The following is a 16,985-nucleotide window of genomic DNA, read 5'->3' on the forward strand; positions in this document are numbered from 1 at the left end:
AGGTCAGGCCGATGTCGGCGCGCCCGCATGGCGACCGCTGGTCTTTGAGGAAGACCGAGAGTTTTAGAGAGGTGGACAGATGACCACTCCACGACGTGCCGACCCGCGGCCGGCCATCTCGCGTGCCCGCTTAGTCGATGCCGCGGCGTCGTTGCTGCGATCGGGTGGCCCGGGCGCGGTGACCGTCGACGCGGTCACTCGCGCCGCCAACGTCGCCCGGGCCACGCTGTATCGCCATTTCCCCAGCGCCAAAGAGTTGCTGGCCGCGGCGTTCGGCAGCCTGCTGCCGCCGGCGCCGATGCCGCCGACGCACGGCTCGCTGCGCGACCGGCTCATCACACTGGTGCAGGCCCAAGCCGACTTGATCGCCGAGGCCCCCGGCATGCTGACCGCGATGTCGTGGCTGGCGCTGGGACCCAACCTGGAACAGATGCCGCCGGGTCGGCACGGTGCGGACGCGGACAGCACCGCCATCACCACGCTGCGGGAACGCATCGCCCAGCAGTATGCGGCGCCGTTCGATGCGATTTTCGACAGCCCGGAGGCGGCGGAGTTGGGTGAAATCGACCGTGCCCGCGCGATCGCTCTGCTGATCGGTCCGGTGGTGGTGGGCCGGCTTTCCACCCTGCCCGATTTCGACTATCGGGAGTGCGCACGCGCGGCGGTCGACGGGTTTTTATACGTGCAGCGCCTGCAGGGCAGGACGGTCGGCGCGACCGGCACCGAAGCGGCGGGTGCCTGAGCTCAGGAGCAACCGCGATTCGGACAGTTTGAGCTTTCCTTCGGGTCCGAGCGACGCGGGTGGGGCGCTGGCCCGCCGCCACAGCGGTGACTCGGTGTTGGCGCTCCGCTTCGGCGCGGTTGCCCCTAGGCTCAGGTCTCATGCAGGTCGGATCGGCTGCGCGTCGGGGTCGCCGGGGGCGGTGCGCCGCCGCGCTGATGGCGGCGGCGGTGTTGGCCGTGGGTTGCGGGGGCGGTGTCGGTGCGCTACCGCACACTCCCCGGCCGGCGGATGCCACCCCGGCGGATGCCGGGGTGGTGCGCGTCTCCTCGGGCGTGCTGCGCGGTCTGGTCGCCGCCGACTACCGGCTATTTCAGGGCATTCCCTATGCGGCGCCGCCGGTGGGGGCGCTGCGCTGGCAGCCGCCGCGGCCGGCGGCGCCGTGGTCAGGGATGCGCGACGCCAGCAAACCGGGCCCCCAGTGCATCCAGGGAAACACCCGCGAGCCCAGCTCCCGGCCGACTAGTGAGGACTGCCTTACCCTCAACGTGTGGACACCGGCGAGCGGGGCCGGCAAGCACCCGGTGATGGTGTGGATTCACGGCGGGGGCTTCGTCAACGGCAGCGGGGACCTCTATAACGCGCGGTGGTTGGCGGCCCGCGGCCACATCGTCGTGGTGACCATCAACTACCGGCTGGGCGCCCTGGGGTTTCTGGCGCACCCCGCGCTCGGACCGGCGGGCGAATTGGGCAACTACGGACTGGCCGACCAGCAGGCCGCACTGCGCTGGGTCCGCGACAACATCGCCAGTTTTGGGGGTGATCCGGCGCAGGTCACCATCGCCGGGGAATCCGCCGGGGCGATGTCGGTGTGTGACCATTTGGTGGCACCCGGGTCGGCGGGGCTGTTTCGCGCCGCGATCATCCAGAGCGGCCCGTGTCAGACCCAGGCAGACCTGGCCACCGCGCAGCGCCTCAGCATCGACTACGCCGCCGCGGTGGGCTGCCCGGACGTCGCCCTGGCGGCTCGGTGTTTGCGGGCACTGCCGGCCGGGGCGCTGACCCGACCGCCGTGGTACACCCACATCGGGGACTCCGACGCCCTGGTGACACCGGTGACCGGCACGCCCGCGTTGCCGGTCGACCCGGTCGGGGAGCTCGCCGCAGGCCGCGGGGCCCGGGTCCCGGTGTTGATCGGCATCAACCACGACGAATTCACCATGTTCGCGGCGCTGCGGTATCTGCGGCTGGACCGGCCGGTGACCGCCGCTGAGTATCCCCGGGTGCTGACGGACATCTTCGGCGCCGGCGCCCCGGCCGTGCTCGCACACTATCCGCCGGAGCGCTACGGCGGCGATGCCTCCCTGGCATACTCTGCGGCGGTTACCGACGGCATCTTCGCCTGCGTGGCCGATCGAATGGCGGAGGGGCTGCGCCGTGGCGCGCCGGTCTACGGCTACGAGTTCGACGATCGCAACGCTCCCGCTCCCAAGCCCCTGCGCCAGGTGCCGTTTCCGGTCGGCGCCAGCCACTCACTGGAGCTGCGCTACCTGTTCAATGTCGGCGGCGCCCCGCCGCTGGATGCCGCACAGCGCACATTGTCCGACCAGATGATCGGCTATTGGAGCCGGTTCGTGACCACCGGCGCTCCGAACATGCCCGGCGAACCGGTGTGGCTCCCGGTCGGCGGCGATCCGAACCACCGTGCGTGGATGTTGTTGCGTCCCGACGGCAGCCATGTCGTCACCGACTTCGGGCAATCACACCAGTGCTCGTTTTGGGCCACCCTGAAACGGAACCGGTGATGCCGGCCACGCGCCCGCGGGAAGTCGGCCACCAAAGGTCCACCAAAGGTATCGTGCCGACGCATCTGGGGTGAGGCCGGCCCCATGAGGCCCCATGGGGAGGTCGCGATGTCGGCGACGCTGCTGGGCTCAACGGGCCAGGATTTGGCCGCTACCATGTTCTAGGGCATACTATTCAGGTTGCCGTGCGCCGGGTTCGCGCCTGGCCAGGCATCCGAGTCGCGTCCGTGCGGGCGCGTGCGGTCCCCTCCTCGGAGTGCGACACTTTCAGCCGCTCATCAGGCTGCCTGCGGGTGACGCGACCGACCACGGGACCGGTGCACCAGGACAGGTAAACAGCGGCATAACGTCTAACGCGCTGGATCGATCGGATCGACCGGCGCCGAGTGGAACACCGGAGCCGAAACCGATAAGCGGCCCCGAGCGGGAGTGAGGTAATACAGCGTGGCGGGACAGAAGATCCGCATCAGGCTTAAGGCCTACGACCACGAGGCGATCGACGCTTCAGCGCGCAAGATCGTGGAGACCGTCATTCGCACGGGCGCCAGCGTGGTGGGCCCGGTGCCGTTGCCGACCGAGAAGAACGTGTACTGCGTCATCCGTTCGCCGCATAAGTACAAGGACTCGCGGGAGCACTTCGAGATGCGCACCCACAAGCGGCTGATCGACATCCTCGATCCGACGCCCAAGACCGTGGACGCCCTGATGCGCATCGATCTGCCGGCCAGCGTCGACGTCAACATCCAGTAGGAGAGCTAGACCGTGGCACGAAAAGGCATCTTGGGTACCAAACTGGGCATGACGCAGGTGTTCGACGAGAACAACCGGGTGGTGCCGGTGACGGTGGTGCGGGCCGGCCCCAATGTGGTCACCCGAATCCGCACGCCGGAACGCGACGGCTACAGCGCGGTTCAGCTGGCTTACGGGGAGATCAGCCCCCGGAAGGTCAACAAGCCGCTGGCCGGTCAGTATGCGGCGGCCGGTGTCAATCCGCGCCGGTATCTTGCCGAACTGCGTCTCGATGACCCGGAGGCGGCGGCCGAATACCAGGTCGGCCAGGAGCTGACGGCCGAGATCTTCACCGACGGCAGCTACGTCGACGTAACCGGCACCTCCAAGGGCAAGGGCTTCGCCGGCACCATGAAGCGTCACGGTTTCCGCGGGCAAGGCGCCAGCCATGGCGCCCAGGCCGTGCACCGCCGCCCGGGTTCCATCGGCGGGTGCGCTACCCCGGCCCGGGTGTTCAAGGGCACCCGGATGGCCGGCCGCATGGGCAACGAGCGGGTGACCGTGCAGAACCTGGTGGTGCACAAAGTCGATGCCGAAAACGGTGTGCTGCTGATCAAGGGTGCGGTGCCCGGCCGCAGGGGTGGGCTAGTGATGATCCGCAGTGCGATCAAACGAGGTGATAACTAGTGGCTGCCCAGGGGGAGAAGGCGTTAACGCTCGAGGTCAAGACACCGGACGGCAAAGTCGAGGGCACCGTCGAGTTGCCGGCCGAGCTGTTCGACGCCCCCGCGAACATTCCACTGATGCATCAGGTGGTCACCGCTCAGCTGGCGGCGGCCCGCCAGGGCACGCATTCCACCAAGACGCGCGGCGAGGTTCGCGGCGGCGGTCGCAAGCCCTACCGACAGAAGGGCACCGGCCGGGCCCGGCAGGGGTCGACGCGGGCCCCGCAGTTCACCGGCGGCGGGGTGGTGCACGGCCCCAAGCCGCGGGATTACCGCCAACGAACCCCGAAGAAGATGATCGCCGCCGCGCTGCGTGGCGCCTTGTCGGACCGGGCGCGCAACGGCCGCATCCACGCGGTCACCGAGGTGGTGGCGGGTCAGATCCCGTCGACCAAGAGCGCCAAGGCGTTTCTTAGCACCCTGACCCAGGGTAAGCGGGTGCTGGTCGTCATCGGGCGCAGCGACGTCACCGGGGCGAAGAGCGTACGCAACCTGCCGGGCGTGCACGTGCTGGCACCGGACCAGCTCAACACCTATGACGTGTTGCGCTCCGACGACGTGGTGTTTTCCCTCGAGGCGCTCAACGCCTACATCAGCGCGAACACCAAGCAGCGGCAGGAGGTTCCGGCCTGATGGCGACCCTCAGCGACCCGCGGGACATCATCTTGGCCCCGGTCATCTCGGAAAAGTCCTACGGGCTGATCGACGACAACGTCTACACCTTCCTGGTGCATCCCGATTCCAACAAGACGCAGATCAAGATCGCCGTCGAGAAGATTTTCTCGGTCAAGGTCGCGTCGGTGAACACCGCGAACCGGCCCGGTAAACGCAAGCGCACCAGGACTGGATACGGCAAGCGCAAGAACACCAAACGCGCCATCGTTACCCTTGCTCCGGGCAGCAAGCAGATCGACCTGTTCGGAACGCCGGCCTAGCCGAACGCAAGAGCACGAAAGAGACTTAACCGATATGGCAATTCGCAAGTACAAGCCGACGAGTCCGGGCCGTCGCGGCGGAAGCGTCTCCGATTTCGCCGAGATCACCCGCTCGGCGCCGGAGAAGTCGCTGGTGCGCCCGCTGCACGGCCACGGCGGACGCAACGCGCACGGCCGGATCACCACCCGCCACCGGGGTGGCGGGCACAAGCGCGCCTACCGGGTGATCGACTTCCGTCGCAACGACAAGGACGGTGTCAACGCCAAGGTCGCGCACATCGAGTACGACCCGAACCGCACCGCCAATATCGCGCTGCTGCACTACTTCGACGGGGAGAAGCGTTACATCATTGCACCCCAGGGAGTCTCGCAGGGCGATGTGCTGGAGTCGGGGCCCAACGCCGACATCAAACCGGGTAACAACCTGCCGTTGCGCAATATCCCGGCCGGCACCGTGATCCACGCCGTTGAGCTGCGGCCGGGTGGTGGTGCCAAACTGGCCCGCTCGGCCGGGTCGAGCATCCAGTTACTCGGCAAGGAGGGCAGCTACGCGTCCCTGCGGATGCCCAGCGGGGAGATCCGTCGCGTCGACGTGCGCTGCCGCGCGACGGTTGGCGAGGTGGGCAACGCCGAGCAGGCGAACATCAACTGGGGCAAGGCGGGCCGGATGAGGTGGAAGGGCAGGCGCCCGTCGGTCCGCGGTGTCGTCATGAACCCGGTGGATCACCCGCACGGCGGCGGGGAGGGGAAAAGCTCCGGTGGTCGCCATCCGTGCAGTCCGTGGGGCAAGCCCGAGGGGCGCACCCGTAAACGCCACAAACTCAGTGACAAATTGATCGTTCGACGCCGGCGCACCGGCAAGAAGCACTCGCGCTAGCAGTCGAGCCAGAAGTCGAGCGTAGCCAGGAGTCCGGAAAATGCCACGCAGCCTCAAGAAAGGCCCGTTCGTCGACGACCATCTGCTCAAAAAGGTGGACGCGCAGAACGAGAAGAACACCAAGCAGGTCATCAAGACCTGGTCTCGGCGGTCGACCATTACCCCCGACTTCGTCGGCCACACCTTCGCCGTGCACGACGGGCGCAAGCACGTCCCGGTGTTCGTCACCGAGGCGATGGTGGGCCACAAACTGGGTGAATTCGCGCCGACGCGGACCTTCAAGGGCCACATCAAGGAAGACCGGAAGAGCAAACGCCGATGACAACCACCGTGACCGAATTTCCGTCGGCGATCGCCAAAGCGCGCTATGTCCGAGTGTCGGCGAGCAAGGCCCGCCGCGTGATCAACCTGGTGCGTGGCAAGCCGGTGTCGGAGGCGCTCGACATCCTGCGCTGGGCACCGCAAGCGGCCAGCAAACCGGTGGCCAAAGTGATTGCGAGCGCTGCGGCTAACGCCACCAACAACAAGGGGCTGAATCCGGAGACCCTGGTGGTCGCGACGGTCTACGCCGACGAGGGCCCGACCGCCAAGCGGATCCGCCCGCGCGCGCAGGGCCGCGCCTTCCGGATCCGGCGGCGTACCAGCCATATCACCGTTGTGGTGGAAAGTCGTCCGGTCAAAGATCGGCGAGCGTCGCAGTCGGTTCGGTCCCGTCGTGCCCAAGCCAGTAAGGCCGCCGCCAAGGCACCGGCGGAAAAGGCGCCGCCGGCGACAAAGCCGCCAACCGCGCCGTCCACGGAAACCTCGAGGGCGCCCGCGAAGACTTCCGACGCGAAGGGAGGCTCGCAGTAGTGGGCCAGAAGATCAATCCGCACGGCTTTCGGCTCGGCATTACCACCGACTGGAAATCGCGGTGGTACGCCGACAAGCAGTACGCCGAATACATCAAAGAAGACGTCGCGATCCGCCGGCTGCTGCGCAATGGGCTGGAGCGCGCGGGAATCGCCGATGTGGAGATCGAGCGCACCCGTGACCGGGTTCGGGTGGACATCCACACCGCCCGCCCCGGCATCGTCATCGGCCGTCGCGGTACGGAGGCCGACCGCATCCGCGCCGATCTGGAAAAGCTGACCGGCAAGCAGGTTCAGCTCAACATCCTGGAAGTGAAAAACCCCGAGTCGCAGGCCCAGCTGGTGGCTCAGGGGGTTGCCGAGCAGCTGAGCAACCGGGTGGCCTTCCGCCGGGCGATGCGCAAGGCGATCCAGTCGGCGTTGCGCCAGCCCAACGTCAAGGGCATCCGGGTGCAGTGCTCGGGGCGCCTCGGCGGCGCCGAGATGAGCCGCTCGGAGTTCTACCGGGAGGGCCGGGTTCCGCTGCACACGCTGCGCGCCGACATCGACTACGGGCTGCACGAGGCGAAGACCACGTTCGGCCGGATCGGTGTGAAAGTGTGGATTTACAAGGGCGACATCGTTGGGGGCAAGCGCGAGGCGGTGGCTGCCCCGGCGGGGGCCGAACGTCCCCGCCGTGAGCGGCCGTCGGGAACGCGTCCACGCCGCAGCGGCGCCGGCGGCACCACGGCGACGGGCGTCGAGGCCGGACGGGCAGGAGCCGAGGAAGCCGATGGGGCCGGCGAGCCGGTACAAGCGCAAAGCACGGAGAGCTGAACCATGCTAATTCCCCGTAAAGTCAAGCACCGCAAGCAGCACCACCCCCGTCAGCGTGGTATCGCCAGCGGTGGGACCACGGTGAGCTTCGGCGACTACGGCATCCAGGCCCTGGAGCACGCCTACATCACCAACCGCCAAATCGAGTCCGCCCGCATCGCCATCAACCGGCACATCAAGCGCGGTGGCAAGGTGTGGATCAACATCTTCCCGGACCGCCCGCTGACGAAGAAGCCCGCCGAGACCCGGATGGGTTCGGGCAAGGGCTCACCGGAATGGTGGGTGGCCAACGTCAAGCCGGGGCGGGTGCTATTCGAGCTCAGCTATCCCAATGAAACGATCGCCCGGGCGGCACTTACCAGAGCAATTCACAAGTTGCCGATCAAGGCACGCATCGTTACCCGAGAGGAACAGTTCTGATGGCAGTTGGAGTTTCTGCTGGCGAACTGCGTGAGCTCACCGACGAGGAGCTGGCCGAACGCCTGCGCGAATCCAAGGAGGAGCTGTTCAATCTGCGCTTCCAGCTGGCGACCGGGCAGCTCAATCACAATCGCCGAGTTCGCACGGTACGCCGGCAAATCGCACGCATCCATACCGTGCTGCGTGAACGTGAGCTGGGTCTGGCCTCGGGGCCCGAAGGTGAGGAGTCGTGATGGCAGAGCAGCCGACGGGCCCGGGTGGCGACGGCGCGCCCAAAGACGCCCCGAGAGAAAAGGGTCCCAAGCATACTCCGCGCACACCCAAGCCCCGCGGTCGGCGCAAAACCCGAATCGGCTATGTGGTGAGCGACAAGATGCAGAAGACCATCGTGGTCGAACTGGAAGACCGGATGAAGCATCCGCTCTACGGCAAGGTCATCCGGACCACCAAGAAGGTCAAGGCCCACGACGAGAACGGCATCGCCGGTGTCGGCGACCGGGTGGCGCTGATGGAGACGCGGCCGCTGTCGGCGACCAAGCGCTGGCGCCTCGTCGAGATCCTCGAGAAAGCCAAGTAGTTATCGGCTTCCCGGGCGCCGGTGCCGCGACTGGTCCTCCTCGGTGTCGGGGCGATGCACTCGCCACGCTATCGTCCCGCCGGGCTGCTGGTGGCCTGGGGTGCCCACCGCATCATGCTGGACGGCGGCGGCTGCGCGGATCCCGGCCCGCCGCTGGATGCTTGGCTGGTCTGCGACGAGCACGCGGAGTTGGCACCGCAGATCCGGCGCCGCGCCGCTGAGTTGGGGGTGCGCCCCGCTGTGGGCCCGTTCCAGGCCGACAACACCCGGCTGCGCCCGCTGCCGGTGCGGCACACCTCGCATCCCACCTTCGGCTACCTGATCGAGACGGGCCGCAAGCGGGCGGTGTGGGCGCCGGAGTTCTGGGAATTCCCGGACTGGGCGGCGGGCTCGGATCTCATGTTCGCTGACGCCGCCGGATGGAATCGCCCGATCCGATTCGCCCACGGCGTCGGCGGGCACGCGTGCGTGCGGGACGTGGCCGAGGCGGCTCGCCGCGTGGCCGTGCGCCGGCTGGTCTTTGCCCACATCGGCCGGCCGAGCATCCGGGCGATCGGGCGGGGTGAGCTGCCGCCCTTCGGGGAATGGGGTTACGACGGCGCCGTGTTCTGGCTGCACTGAGCGCCGCGTGGTCGTGCGCCGGTTTGACACCATTTCGGCTATTCCACACCCCGCGGGTATAGGCTCGCCACACCGACGGTCATGCAGAACGGAGCCGGTGATGGCAGCGAAGTTTCGGGGCAGGATCGAGCTGGATATTCGCGATTCGCAGCCCGACTGGGGCCCGTACGCGGCCCCCACCGCGCCGGCGAACGCCCCCAACGTTCTCTATCTCGTCTGGGACGACGTCGGTATCGCGACGTGGGACTGTTTCGGCGGGTTGGTCGACATGCCGGCCATGAGCCGCATCGCCCACCGTGGGGTGCGGCTCTCGCAGTTTCACACCACCGCATTGTGCTCGCCGACGCGGGCGTCATTGCTGACCGGGCGTAACGCCAGCACCGTGGGCATGGCAACCATCGAGGAGTTCACCGACGGTTTCCCGAACTGCCACGGGCGCATACCCGTCGAGACCGCGCTGATCTCGGAGGTGCTCGTCGAGCGGGGCTATAACACCTACTGCACCGGCAAATGGCATCTGACACCATTGGAGGAATCCAACCTGGCCGCGACGAAACGCAACTGGCCGCTTTCGCGGGGCTTTGAACGCTTCTACGGATTCCTCGGCGGCGAGACCGACCAATGGTACCCCGACCTGGTGTACGACAATCACCCGATAACTCCGCCGGCGACGCCCGAGGAGGGTTATCACCTGTCGAAGGACATCGCCGACAAGACGATCGAATTCATCCGCGACGCCAAGGTGATCGCGCCCGCAAAACCGTGGTTCGCCTACGTGTGCCCGGGTGCCGGCCACGCCCCCCACCACGTCTTCAAAGAGTGGGCGGACAACTACGCCGGACGCTTCGATATGGGATACGAACGCTACCGCGAAATCGTGCTGGAGCGCCAGACCGCGATGGGAATCGTGCCGGCCGGCACCGAGTTATCACCGATGAACCCCTACCTTGACGTGAAAGGCCCGGCCGGACAGCCGTGGCCGCTGCAAGACACGGTGCGGCCATGGGCGACCCTGAACGCCGAGGAGAAGAAGCTGTTTTGCCGCATGGCCGAGGTGTTCGCGGGTTTCCTCAGCTACACCGATGCCCAGATCGGGCGGATCCTGGACTATCTCGAGGAATCCGGTCAGCTGGACAACACGTTGATCGTGGTGATCTCCGATAACGGCGCCAGCGGTGAAGGCGGGCCCAACGGATCGGTGAATGAGGCGAAGTTCTTCAACGGCTACATCGACACCGTCGAGGAGAGCCTGAAGTTTCTCGACCGCCTGGGCAGCCCGCAGACCTACAACCATTACCCGATCGGGTGGGCGATGGCCTTCAACACCCCCTATAAGTTGTTCAAACGCTACGCCTCCCATGAGGGTGGCATCGCCGATGCGGCGATCATCAGCTGGCCCAACGGGATCTCCGCGCACGGCGAGGTCCGTGACAACTACGTCCATGTCTGTGATATCACCCCGACCGTCTACGACCTGCTGGGAATCACCGCCCCGCAGGCGGTGAAAGGAATCCCGCAGAAACCGCTGGACGGGGTGAGCTTCAAAGCGGCGCTTTCTCATCCAAACGCCGACACCGGCAAGGACACCCAGTTTTACACCATGCTGGGCACCCGGGGGATCTGGCACAACGGCTGGTTCGCCAACACCGTGCACGCCGCCATCCCGGCGGGCTGGTCGCATTTCGACGCCGACCGCTGGGAGCTCTTTCACATCGCCGCCGATCGCAGTCAGTGTCATGATCTGGCCGCGCAGCGGCCCGACAAGCTCGAGGAACTCAAGGCGTTGTGGTTTTCCGAAGCCGCCAAGTACAACGGGCTACCGCTGGCGGATTTGACGCTGCTGGAAACGATGTCGCGATGGCGGCCCTATCTGGGAGGCGAACGGTCCAGCTACACCTACTACCCCGACACCGCCGGCGTGGGCATGGGCGCCGGCGCCGAGATACGCGGCCGCTCGTTTTCGGTGCTGGCCGACGTGACCATCGACACCGCCGACGCTGGCGGTGTGCTGTTTAAGCAGGGCGGCCGTCACGGCGGCCACGTGCTGTTCATCCAGGACGGGCGGCTGCACTACGTCTACAACTTCCTCGGCGAGCAGGAGCAGCTGATCTCCTCCCCCGCTGCGGTGCCGCCGGGTAGGCACCTCCTCGGAGTCCGCTACACCCGGACCGGCACGGTGGAAAACAGCCACACCCCGCTGGGTGAAGCCACCCTCTACATCGACCACACCCCGGTTGCCACGTTGCCGGACATGAAGACCCAGCCGGGCACCTTCGGGTTGGCCGGCGTCACCACCACCGTCGGGCGCGACAGCGGTTCGGGCGTGTCCGGCCGCTATCAAGCGCCGTTCACGTTCACCGGCGGCGCTATCACACAGGTCATCGTCGACCTCTCGGGCACACCTTATGTGGATCTGGAAAGGCAGCTGGAGCTTGTTTTTTCGCGCGACTGAAACGCCGCTGAGGCCGCTATATGCCGTGCCCGTCGCGGCATGTGCGACGGCGTTTCTCCTGGGTGCGTGCGAGAAGATCAGCGCAGGCACCGCTGTTCGGGCGGGTGGAACCTCGCTCCCGGCCACGACGACAACGCCCACAACGCAGACTGCGGTACCCGGGGTCGAGACGACATTGCCGGAGCACATTCCGCCGAATGCGTTCGCATGCTTTCCGCAGCCAAGCGGCATCGGCACCACCACCGTCGCTACGGTTTCCGATCCCGCCGCGCCGCGGATCACCGTGGCGGTGCCGGACGGCTGGACCTCATCACCAGGGGACGGCGACGTGGCGCTGACCCTGAGTGGGCCCGACGACATGACCGGGAAGGTCACCATCGCCGCGACGACCCTCGATCCGGCCGCGGCGTTCTCCGACTACGCCGCCTCGCTGCGCGGAGCGCATCCGCACGCCCAGGTCGACGTTGCTGCGGCCCAATTTTGCGGATACAGCAGCCAGAAGCTGACCGGAACATTCCCCGGGCCGAGCGGTGACATTGCTTTCGCCGACCGGATCACCGACATCTGGACCAACACCAAGACGTATTTGGTCACCATTCACCTGGAAGGGCCGGCCGGTGCGCCCGGATTCGACGCAGCCAAAGCCGCGTTGATGCAAGAGTTCGCCATCGTCATACCCTGAAGCGATGCTCACCGAGTTGGTCGACCTGCCGGGTGGATCGTTTCGCATGGGCTCGACCGGTTTCTACCCGGAAGAGGCGCCGATCCACACCGTGACCGTGGGCGCGTTCGCGGTGGAGCGCCATCCGGTGACCAACGCGCAGTTCGCCGAATTCGTCGCCGCGACAGGCTATGTGACGGTCGCTGAGCAACCGATCGATCCCGCGCTCTACCCGGAGGCGGACCTTGCGGACCTACGGCCGGGCGCGATGGTGTTCCGCCCGACGCCCGGCCCGGTGGATCTGTGCGACTGGCGCCAGTGGTGGCACTGGGCACCGGGTGCATCGTGGCGGCACCCGTTCGGGCCTGACAGCGATATCGCCGGCAAGGCCGATCACCCCGTCGTGCAGGTCGCCTACCCGGATGCCGCGGCATATGCGCGCTGGGCCGGGCGACGGCTGCCCACCGAGGCCGAGTGGGAGTATGCGGCCCGCGGCGGAACCATCACGACCTACGCCTGGGGCGACGAGGAGAAGCCGGGCGGGCGGTTGATGGCCAATACCTGGCAGGGCAGGTTCCCGTACCGCAACGACGGGGCTCTCGGTTGGGTGGGCACCTCTCCGGTGGGCACGTTTCCACCCAACGGTTTCGACCTGCTGGACATGATCGGCAATGTCTGGGAGTGGACGACCACCGAGTTTTCCGCGCATCACCGGCTCACTCAGCCGCCCAAGCCGTGCTGTGCACCGTCGGGTCCCGCCGACCCCACGATCAGCCAGACGCTCAAAGGGGGTTCGCACCTGTGCGCGCCCGAGTACTGCCACCGCTATCGGCCGGCGGCGCGTTCACCACAGTCCCAAGACACCGCCACCACCCACATCGGTTTTCGGTGCGTGGTGGATCGCTAGCGCCACGCAAGCACCGAAGCGATGGCCGGGCTAGGCGATCAGTTCGATCTCTGCCTCATGGCCGGGGGATTGAGCAAGTCGCCCGTCGCACGTTATTAGCGGCGCAGCGAGACCCTCGGCGAGGGCGACGTACACACCATCGGCGACGGTATGGGTGCTTCGCAGTTGGAAGGCGCGCCGGATGAAAGCCTTCGTCGGCCAACGACGGAGCGATAGGAGCTGGAAGTCGGCAACCGCGACGAGCCCTTCGTGATCACTGATCAGCTGGCGCATTACCGCTCGACGGATAGCACCGATCACCTCGACGTCGAAGTGGGCGGGGGTATGCACCGTCTCACCCCGCAATCGCCGGGCCACCGCCGCCCCAGGCCGCGTCGCGAGGAGCAGCTCGACAGCCGCCGAGGCGTCCAGCACGATCACTCGGACCGAGCTTCGTCAACCAGTTCAGCTGCGGCCACGCCGAGGTCCCGGCGCGGCAACGCCGCGAGGCGGTCAAGAACGTCGTCGAGGGCCGGCTCTGCAGCGATTTCCTCCAGTCGGGCAAGCAGGAAATCGCTCAGGCTCATCCGGCGCGCCGCTGCCCGGGCCTTCAACTCGCGAACCAGTTCGTCGGGCACGTTTCGGATCTGCACCATTGTCGGCATGCTGTAAACATAGCGGACATGTTCTCAACATGTAAAGTACTCAGTCGTCATCAGTCAAGTGCCGGATGAGGCGGTCGAGGGATTTGGCTGCGGGCGGGTCGTCACCTAGACTCTAGGGGTTGCCGTGGGCAGACCTTGGCCGACGCTGTTGGCGGCCCTGCGTGCCCTTCGGCAGCAAAGACCACGCACGCCAGGTCTCTGGCGGGAGTTCCCCGCCGGGACGGCACGCATGGGCGTGCACACGTTCAACCCGGTCGCCCGACGGGCAGGTTGCGCCGAGCCGCCGGGACAGCCGGGACAGGATTGAGGAGATCTGGTGATTCAGCAGGAATCGCGGCTGAAGGTGGCCGATAACACCGGCGCCAAGGAGATCCTGTGCATCCGTGTGCTGGGCGGGTCGGGGCGCCGCTACGCCGGCATCGGCGACGTCATCGTGGCGACGGTCAAGGACGCGATCCCCGGCGGCAGCGTCAAGCGTGGCGACGTGGTGAAGGCCGTGGTGGTGCGCACGGCCAAGGAACGGCGCCGCCCCGACGGCAGCTACATCAAGTTCGACGAGAACGCGGCGGTGATCATCAAACCGGACAACGATCCGCGCGGGACCCGGATCTTCGGGCCGGTCGGTCGCGAACTGCGGGACAAGCGCTTCATGAAGATCATCTCGCTGGCCCCGGAGGTGTTGTAGATGAAGGTTCACAAGGGTGACACCGTGCTGGTCATCTCGGGGAAGGACAAGGGCGCCAAAGGCAAGGTGCTGCAAGCCTATCCGGCCCGCAACAAGGTGCTCGTCGAGGGCGTCAACCGGATCAAGAAGCACACGCCGGTCTCGGCCACCCAGCGTGGTGCTCGAACCGGTGGGATCGTCACCCAGGAAGCCCCGATCCACGTCTCCAACGTGATGGTGGTCGACTCCGACGGAAAACCCACCCGAGTCGGCTATCGCATCGATGAGGAGACCGGCAAGAAGGTCCGTGTCTCCAAGCGCAACGGCAAGGACATTTAAGCGATGACCACCACTGACACACCGGCCAAGGTTCAGCCGCGGCTGAAGGTGCGCTACCGCGAGGAAATCCGAGGCTTGCTGCAGAAGCAATTCGGCTACGCCAACGTCATGCAAATCCCGACCGTGGTGAAGGTCGTCGTCAACATGGGTGTCGGCGAGGCGGCCCGCGACGCCAAACTGATCAACGCGGCGGTCAACGATGTCGCGATGATCACCGGCCAGCGTCCAGAAATCCGCCGGGCCCGCAAGTCGATCGCCCAGTTCAAGTTGCGCCAGGGCATGCCGATCGGCGTCCGGGCGACGCTGCGGGGCGACCGAATGTGGGAATTCCTCGACCGGCTCACCTCGATCGCGCTGCCGCGTATTCGTGACTTTCGCGGGCTTTCGCCCAAGCAGTTCGATGGGGCCGGTAACTACACGCTGGGGCTGGCCGAGCAGTCGGTGTTCCATGAAATCGACGTGGACAAGATCGACCGGCCGCGCGGCATGAACATCAGCGTGGTCACCTCGGCGACAACAGACGACGAAGGACGGGCGCTGTTGCGGGCTCTCGGTTTCCCGTTTAAGGAGAATTGAGCAGATGGCGAAAAAGGCACTGATAATCAAAGCCCGGCGCAAGCCGAGGTTCTCCGTGCGCGCCTACACTCGCTGCAGCAAGTGTGGCCGACCCCGTGCGGTCTACCGCAAGTTTGGGTTGTGCCGGATCTGCCTGCGCGAGATGGCGCACGCCGGTGAGCTGCCCGGGGTGCGAAAGAGCAGTTGGTGAGCGAAAGGAAGGTGAACCGGCGCTTACGACCCGCGCCGATGACGATGCAGAGCGCAGCGATGAGGAGGAGCGGCGCCGATTATGACGATGACTGACCCGATCGCAGACTTCCTGACCCGTCTGCGCAACGCCAATTCGGCATACCACGACGAAGTCCGGCTGCCACACTCCAAGCTCAAGGTCAATATCGCCGAGATCCTCAAGAACGAGGGCTATATCAGCGGTTACCGCGTCGAGGACGCCCGGGTGGGAAAGACGTTGGTCATCCAGCTCAAATACGGTCCGAACCGGGAACGCAGCCTGGCCGGACTGCGCCGGGTATCCAAGCCGGGCTTGCGGGTATACGCGAAGTCCAGCAAGCTGCCGCGGGTGCTCGGTGGTCTGGGGGTGGCGATCATCTCAACGTCGTCGGGTCTGCTGACCGACCGGCAGGCGGCCCGGCAGGGTGTGGGCGGCGAAGTAATCGCGTACGTGTGGTGAGGGGACCGAGGGATGTCACGTATTGGTAAGCAACCGATTCCGGTTCCCGCCGGAGTCGATGTGACGATTAACGGTCGGCACGTGTCGGTGAAAGGTCCCAAGGGCGCGCTGGAACTGAGGGTCGCCGAGCCGATCACGGTGTCCCGGAACGACGAGGGCGCTATCGTGGTGAGCCGCCCCGATGATGAGCGGCGCAGCCGCTCACTGCACGGGTTGTCGCGCACCCTGGTGTCCAACCTGGTCACCGGGGTCACGCAGGGCTACACCACCAAGATGGAGATCTTCGGTGTCGGTTACCGGGTACAACTCAAGGGCTCCAATCTGGAGTTTGCGCTGGGCTATAGCCATCCGGTGGTCGTCGAAGCGCCCGAAGGCATCACGTTCGCGGTCGAGTCGCCCACGAAGTTCTCGATCTCCGGAATCGACAAGCAGAAGGTGGGCCAGGTCGCGGCGAACATCCGTCGGCTGCGCCGTCCCGACCCGTATAAGGGCAAGGGTGTGCGCTACGAGGGTGAGCAGGTTCGCCGCAAGGTTGGAAAGACAGGTAAGTAGGTAAGTAGTGATGGCCGCAGCACAATCGGATATCGCATCGCGTAAACCGGCCGGGCAGAGCATTTCCGCGGTGCGCAGGGCCGCACGGCTGCGCAGGCACGCCCGGATCCGCAAAAAGATCTCGGGCACGCCGGAGCGTCCCCGGCTGGTGGTGCACCGCTCGGCACGGCACATCCACGTGCAATTGGTCAACGATGTCAACGGCACTACCCTGGCCGCTGCCTCCTCGATCGAAGCCGACGTGCGGGCGGTACAGGGCGACAAGAAGGCCCGCAGCGTGCGGGTGGGGCAGTTGATCGCCGAGCGGGCCAAGGCCGCGGGAATCGACACCGTGGTGTTCGACCGCGGCGGGTATACCTACGGGGGGCGGATCGCGGCACTTGCCGACGCCGCACGGGCCAGCGGGTTGAAGTTCTGATGACGGGCGCGCTCATCGAGCTGTC

At 66.5% G+C, this 16,985-nt stretch carries 26 protein-coding genes; 24 read left to right on the plus strand and 2 right to left on the minus strand.

Annotated features, from left to right (window positions below; all coding sequences use genetic code 11):
• The first annotated feature begins 79 nt into the window (after positions 1–79).
• The 17 genes from QJR12_RS10250 to QJR12_RS10330 all read left to right on the plus strand — a co-directional run bounded on the left by QJR12_RS10250 (position 80) and on the right by QJR12_RS10330 (position 13,097).
• A complete protein-coding gene (locus QJR12_RS10250; protein WP_300581574.1) occupies positions 80–742 on the plus strand; it encodes a TetR/AcrR family transcriptional regulator in 663 nt (220 codons plus the stop codon).
• A gap of 140 nt (positions 743–882) precedes the next feature.
• Positions 883–2,526, plus strand: a complete 1,644-nt coding sequence (locus QJR12_RS10255) for a carboxylesterase/lipase family protein (protein WP_300581577.1) — start codon at positions 883–885, stop codon at positions 2,524–2,526.
• Between the two features lie 444 nt (positions 2,527–2,970).
• On the plus strand, positions 2,971–3,276 hold the full coding sequence (gene rpsJ / locus QJR12_RS10260) for a 30S ribosomal protein S10 (protein ID WP_300581579.1): 306 nt from the start codon (positions 2,971–2,973) through the stop codon (positions 3,274–3,276).
• Positions 3,277–3,288: 12 nt separating this feature from the next.
• The gene (gene rplC / locus QJR12_RS10265) at positions 3,289–3,942 is read left to right on the plus strand and encodes a 50S ribosomal protein L3 (protein WP_300581582.1); all 654 of its coding nucleotides are present in this window, start codon (positions 3,289–3,291) and stop codon (positions 3,940–3,942) included.
• Positions 3,942–4,613: a 50S ribosomal protein L4 gene (gene rplD, locus QJR12_RS10270; protein ID WP_300581585.1), complete on the plus strand. Its 672-nt coding sequence runs from the start codon at positions 3,942–3,944 to the stop codon at positions 4,611–4,613. Before rplC ends, rplD begins: the two co-directional genes overlap by 1 nt.
• On the plus strand, positions 4,613–4,915 hold the full coding sequence (gene rplW / locus QJR12_RS10275) for a 50S ribosomal protein L23 (protein ID WP_300581587.1): 303 nt from the start codon (positions 4,613–4,615) through the stop codon (positions 4,913–4,915). The genes rplD and rplW overlap by 1 nt, the downstream gene beginning before the upstream one ends.
• A gap of 34 nt (positions 4,916–4,949) precedes the next feature.
• Complete coding sequence (gene rplB, locus QJR12_RS10280; protein WP_300581590.1) at positions 4,950–5,792, plus strand: 50S ribosomal protein L2; 843 nt, start codon at positions 4,950–4,952, stop codon at positions 5,790–5,792.
• 40 nt (positions 5,793–5,832) lie between these two features.
• Complete coding sequence (gene rpsS, locus QJR12_RS10285; protein ID WP_213442068.1) at positions 5,833–6,114, plus strand: 30S ribosomal protein S19; 282 nt, start codon at positions 5,833–5,835, stop codon at positions 6,112–6,114.
• Positions 6,111–6,644 carry a 50S ribosomal protein L22 gene (gene rplV, locus QJR12_RS10290; RefSeq protein WP_300581593.1) on the plus strand — a complete coding sequence of 178 codons (534 nt, stop codon included), beginning with the start codon at positions 6,111–6,113 and terminating at the stop codon, positions 6,642–6,644. Before rpsS ends, rplV begins: the two co-directional genes overlap by 4 nt.
• A complete protein-coding gene (rpsC, locus tag QJR12_RS10295; protein ID WP_300581596.1) occupies positions 6,644–7,459 on the plus strand; it encodes a 30S ribosomal protein S3 in 816 nt (271 codons plus the stop codon). Before rplV ends, rpsC begins: the two co-directional genes overlap by 1 nt.
• A gap of 3 nt (positions 7,460–7,462) precedes the next feature.
• On the plus strand, positions 7,463–7,879 hold the full coding sequence (gene rplP / locus QJR12_RS10300) for a 50S ribosomal protein L16 (RefSeq protein WP_300581599.1): 417 nt from the start codon (positions 7,463–7,465) through the stop codon (positions 7,877–7,879).
• Complete coding sequence (rpmC, locus tag QJR12_RS10305) at positions 7,879–8,112, plus strand: 50S ribosomal protein L29 (protein WP_300581602.1); 234 nt, start codon at positions 7,879–7,881, stop codon at positions 8,110–8,112. Before rplP ends, rpmC begins: the two co-directional genes overlap by 1 nt.
• Positions 8,112–8,456 carry a 30S ribosomal protein S17 gene (gene rpsQ, locus QJR12_RS10310; RefSeq protein WP_300581605.1) on the plus strand — a complete coding sequence of 115 codons (345 nt, stop codon included), beginning with the start codon at positions 8,112–8,114 and terminating at the stop codon, positions 8,454–8,456. Before rpmC ends, rpsQ begins: the two co-directional genes overlap by 1 nt.
• A 54-nt stretch (positions 8,457–8,510) precedes the next feature.
• The gene (locus tag QJR12_RS10315; protein WP_300581608.1) at positions 8,511–9,077 is read left to right on the plus strand and encodes an MBL fold metallo-hydrolase; all 567 of its coding nucleotides are present in this window, start codon (positions 8,511–8,513) and stop codon (positions 9,075–9,077) included.
• 100 nt (positions 9,078–9,177) lie between these two features.
• On the plus strand, positions 9,178–11,529 hold the full coding sequence (locus QJR12_RS10320; protein WP_300581610.1) for an arylsulfatase: 2,352 nt from the start codon (positions 9,178–9,180) through the stop codon (positions 11,527–11,529).
• 25 nt (positions 11,530–11,554) lie between these two features.
• Complete coding sequence (locus QJR12_RS10325) at positions 11,555–12,211, plus strand: hypothetical protein (protein WP_300581613.1); 657 nt, start codon at positions 11,555–11,557, stop codon at positions 12,209–12,211.
• 4 nt (positions 12,212–12,215) lie between these two features.
• On the plus strand, positions 12,216–13,097 hold the full coding sequence (locus QJR12_RS10330) for a formylglycine-generating enzyme family protein (RefSeq protein ID WP_300581615.1): 882 nt from the start codon (positions 12,216–12,218) through the stop codon (positions 13,095–13,097).
• A gap of 30 nt (positions 13,098–13,127) precedes the next feature.
• On the opposite strand, the gene QJR12_RS10335 is transcribed toward QJR12_RS10330, so the two are convergent.
• Together QJR12_RS10335 and QJR12_RS10340 are read right to left on the minus strand one after the other, a co-directional pair.
• Entirely contained in the window at positions 13,128–13,517 is a 390-nt protein-coding gene (locus tag QJR12_RS10335) for a type II toxin-antitoxin system VapC family toxin (RefSeq protein ID WP_300581618.1), read from the minus strand.
• Complete coding sequence (locus QJR12_RS10340) at positions 13,514–13,741, minus strand: antitoxin (RefSeq protein WP_300581620.1); 228 nt, start codon at positions 13,739–13,741, stop codon at positions 13,514–13,516. Before QJR12_RS10340 ends, QJR12_RS10335 begins: the two co-directional genes overlap by 4 nt.
• A 316-nt stretch (positions 13,742–14,057) precedes the next feature.
• Here QJR12_RS10340 and rplN point away from each other — a divergent pair, with 316 nt between their 5' ends.
• The 7 genes from rplN to rplR all read left to right on the plus strand — a co-directional run bounded on the left by rplN (position 14,058) and on the right by rplR (position 16,960).
• Entirely contained in the window at positions 14,058–14,426 is a 369-nt protein-coding gene (gene rplN / locus QJR12_RS10345) for a 50S ribosomal protein L14 (RefSeq protein ID WP_300581623.1), read from the plus strand.
• Positions 14,427–14,744 carry a 50S ribosomal protein L24 gene (gene rplX / locus QJR12_RS10350; protein WP_300581625.1) on the plus strand — a complete coding sequence of 106 codons (318 nt, stop codon included), beginning with the start codon at positions 14,427–14,429 and terminating at the stop codon, positions 14,742–14,744.
• Between the two features lie 3 nt (positions 14,745–14,747).
• Positions 14,748–15,320 carry a 50S ribosomal protein L5 gene (gene rplE / locus QJR12_RS10355; protein ID WP_300581628.1) on the plus strand — a complete coding sequence of 191 codons (573 nt, stop codon included), beginning with the start codon at positions 14,748–14,750 and terminating at the stop codon, positions 15,318–15,320.
• Positions 15,321–15,324: 4 nt separating this feature from the next.
• Positions 15,325–15,510, plus strand: coding sequence for a type Z 30S ribosomal protein S14 (locus QJR12_RS10360; protein ID WP_300581631.1), 186 nt, complete (start codon positions 15,325–15,327; stop codon positions 15,508–15,510).
• Positions 15,511–15,591: 81 nt separating this feature from the next.
• Complete coding sequence (gene rpsH / locus QJR12_RS10365) at positions 15,592–15,990, plus strand: 30S ribosomal protein S8 (protein ID WP_300581632.1); 399 nt, start codon at positions 15,592–15,594, stop codon at positions 15,988–15,990.
• Between the two features lie 12 nt (positions 15,991–16,002).
• On the plus strand, positions 16,003–16,542 hold the full coding sequence (gene rplF, locus QJR12_RS10370) for a 50S ribosomal protein L6 (protein WP_300581634.1): 540 nt from the start codon (positions 16,003–16,005) through the stop codon (positions 16,540–16,542).
• Positions 16,543–16,552: 10 nt separating this feature from the next.
• Positions 16,553–16,960, plus strand: a complete 408-nt coding sequence (gene rplR / locus QJR12_RS10375) for a 50S ribosomal protein L18 (RefSeq protein WP_300581636.1) — start codon at positions 16,553–16,555, stop codon at positions 16,958–16,960.
• Positions 16,961–16,985 lie beyond the last annotated feature (25 nt).

This window comes from Mycobacterium sp., assembly GCF_029961025.1.
GTDB lineage: Bacteria > Actinomycetota > Actinomycetes > Mycobacteriales > Mycobacteriaceae > Mycobacterium.